General features: G+C 68.1%; 1 protein-coding gene. It reads left to right on the top strand.

What is annotated here, in order from left to right; translation table 11 throughout:
* On the top strand, nt 1–3383 hold a 3383-nt coding region (locus ACY69P_RS15350; RefSeq protein WP_462328103.1), incomplete at both ends, for a methyltransferase.

Below are 3383 nucleotides of genomic sequence, written 5' to 3'. Positions count from 1 at the left end.
GAGCCGGGGCAGGGCGCGCGTATGGTCTTGGGGCCGACGGCGGTGGCGGCTGGCGGCTTCGCCGGTGCGGGCACGGCGGTGCGCTCCATGCACCATCAGCCCCGGCAGAAGCCCGAGGTGGCGAAGCTTGAGGACGCGCCTGACGCACCCGCCGACGTGATGGACCTTGTGGACGTGGTGCCTCGGGAGCGCCCGGCCATTCCCCTCACACAGGACCGCATCCGCAGTGCTGACCTTGGCGCCCTGCGCGAACACTACCGCGCCGAAGAGGAGCGGGCGCGGCAGGACGAGGCAAAGGGCGAGACGCGGCGGCGCATTGAAGCCCTGTTCCCCCTTGCGGACAAGCGCGACGGCGGGCCGGACATGGTGTCCGCCTTTGCCGAGGCGGAACTAGAGCGGCGCAGGCGAGGGCCCGAGATTGGCCCGGATGTGGAGCCGCCCGAAGCGTCCGAGATTGACTACGACTTTGACGCCGCGCGGCAGGACGTTGCCCGCCGCCGCTGGCTGGAGCAGGACGAAACGCGCCCGGAGCCCACGCCAACCGAAACGGGCCGCAGGGCAGGAGAGCGCCTTGAAGAAGCGCTCCACCCTAGGCAGGAGGAGCCAGCCAAGGACCCCACGGCTCCCCCTGTCCCGGCGCTGGAGGAACTGACGCCCGAAGGTCTGAACGCCTTGCCCGTGGCCGAGGTGCGTCGCTTTGCCGCGCATCACGGCGTTGCCACGCGCAAAGGCTCGCGCAATCTGCCGCGCACGGCCATCGCGCGCGAGCTGCTCCGCCGCCGCGAGGAAGCGGGCTTCTACGAGGAAAACGCCGTCCAGCGCCGCTATCAGGACGCCCACGCCGACGCTTTCCCGGCTCATCTGGATACTCTGCCGGAGCAGGCCGGGACCGAAACGGTGCGCCTGAGCAAAGAAGCCGCACAGCGCGCGCAGGCACTGAGCGACGTGGTGCGCCAGCTTTCCGGCATTCAGGACCGCACGCAGGAGCAGGAACGCACGCTGGCCCACGCGCTGTGGGAGCTGGAGCATATCCGAAATGCCACGCCCACGGCGCTCCCGTCCGGGCAGGGCTTTGACCTTGTCCCGGATTGGAAACGCCGCGACCTGCCCGTGCCCTCACAGGCCATCCCCCTCGGCCCGGCCGAAGACGCGCCGCAGGCTGAAGCGCCAGAGGAAGCGGTACAGGACGTTCCTGACAAGACGCCCGTCCCGCCTGCGCCGGAGGCATCTCAACAACCTGAACCGCTTTCCCTTGGCGACGCTGAAGGCGCGCAGGAAGCGATGCCCGCACAGGTTGAGCCGGAGGCGCCAATCCCCACACCGGAAGCCCCGGCAGTTGACGACGCCACGCCCTACACCGTGGCCGCCCATGACGCCTTTCTCCAGCGTCTGCGCGAGGGGCAGGTTTCGGCGGAGGATGTTCGCGGGCAGGTGAACCGGCTCCTTGAAGCGGAGGAGGCCGTCAAGGCGGAGCTGGGCCGCCAAACCGTGGAGACACTGCGTAAGCGCCTTGGTCCCAACGCCCGGCGCGGCGCGCGGCGCAAGCGCGACGTGGTGCAGGCCGTGTATGGCGATATGCTCATGGACTACGCGCGGGACGGCTCCCTGAGCTATCAGGTGCTTGGCGACATGCCCACCAGCCGGACCACGGCCCTGCGCGACAAGGCCGCAAACTATACCGATGAGGACGTGGCCGCCTACGCACAGCGCGTGCAGAAGCGCCGCGAGGAGGGGCAAGAGCTCTACCAGCGCTACCGCCGCGCCATGGACGACCCGCAAACGCTGGACGACTTTCGCATGCTCTTTCGCCTGCGCGGCGAGGAGGCCATGACGCCAGAACAACGCGAGCGCTACGACGAACTGGTCGCAAGCGCCCAGCGAGAAAAGCGTGCCGCCGCGCGCCAGCAGCCTGAGCAAGACTACGCCGGGACGCAAGGCGCGCAGATGTCCATGCAGCGCACCACACACACCCGCGACGGCTACGACCTCTTTGTGGTGCGCCTTGACCGCCGCGTGGACCGCGCCGCGTACCGGGAGCTTCTCGCGCAGGCCAAGCGTCTGGGCGGATGGTACTCGCGCTACGCCAAGGGCGGCGCAATTCCCGGCTTCCAGTTCAAGACGCAGGATGCGGCGGAGCGGTTCATGTCCACCGCAGAAGGAAGAGCGCCGGAGGAGGGCACGCCAAAAGCTGAGGCGCAGGTGGACAAAGCGCCGCCAGCCAAGGTCAAGCGGGCGTCCCGCCTGCGCGAGGTCGCGGCGCGGCTGCATGAGACGGCGACGCAGTCCCTTGCAGCAGACCGCAGAACCAACACCGCCAAACGGGCGCGCGAGGCCGCCGCGCAAGAGGATTCCGCCCGGCGCGAGCTGGCCCTTGCGGCAACCATGCAGAGCATCGCGGACGCCATAGAGCGGGGCGAAACCTCGCATCTGGCTGACATCAGCCAAAAGGTACAGGTCCAGACCCTTGTGAGCGCGCTGAAACGCGCCGCATACAAGCGTCCGTCGGGAAAGCGCTCCGACCGGAGCGATGATCGGTTCGAGGCCGAGGACATTGTCTTTGCCGAGCTTCCCAAGGTGCGGGCCCACCGCGAAATCTTGCACAGCCTCGCAGAGCGTCTGGACGGCATCCGTGGCGGAAAGGGCCTCGCCAAGCGCCTGCGGGCGCGGGCTGCGCGTACCGATAACCAAGGCATGTACACCTTCGCGGGCGCAAACGAGCTGGACCTTGCCCGGCAGGTGATTGCCAAGTTGGCCCCGCTTGGGGACAAGTACCTTGGCTGGCAGCTCCGCGAGCCCCTGCAGGTGCGAAAGCGCCTCACCCGCATGGGTATCACGTCTGACGAAGCGCTCCGGGCGACCTTGCGCGAGTTCCTTAGCCACTATGTGCCTCCGGGACAGGAAAGCCCCACACGCCGCGCCGAGCGCGAACTGGTCGGCCGCAAGATTCCGGGGTTCTTCCCAACGCCCGCACCGGTGGTGCGCCAAATGCTGGAGACCGCAGACATCAAGGGCGGCATGCGCGTGCTTGAGCCCAGCGCGGGCAAGGGCAATATCGCCGACGCCGTGAAGGAGCAGCACCCGGATGCCCACCTCGACGTGGTGGAGACGGTGGACGCGCTGCGCAGCATCCTTGAAGGCAAAGGACACACCCTTGTAGGCCGCGATTTCCTTAAGCACAGCGGCACGCTCTATGACCGCATCATCATGAACCCGCCCTTTGAAAACGGGCAGGAGCGCGAGCATGTGCGCCACGCCTATAGCCTGCTGAAACCCGGCGGACGCCTAGTGTCCGTCATGAGCTCCGGCCCGTTCTTCCGCGAGCAGAAGGCCGACGCCGCCTTCCGGGACTGGCTGGAGGAGCAGGGCGGCATTCACGAGGCGCT

The sequence above is a fragment of the Desulfobaculum sp. genome, from assembly GCF_054921475.1.
The sequence above is the reverse complement of the archived record's forward strand: the minus strand, read 5'-3'. Positions and strand labels throughout refer to the sequence as shown.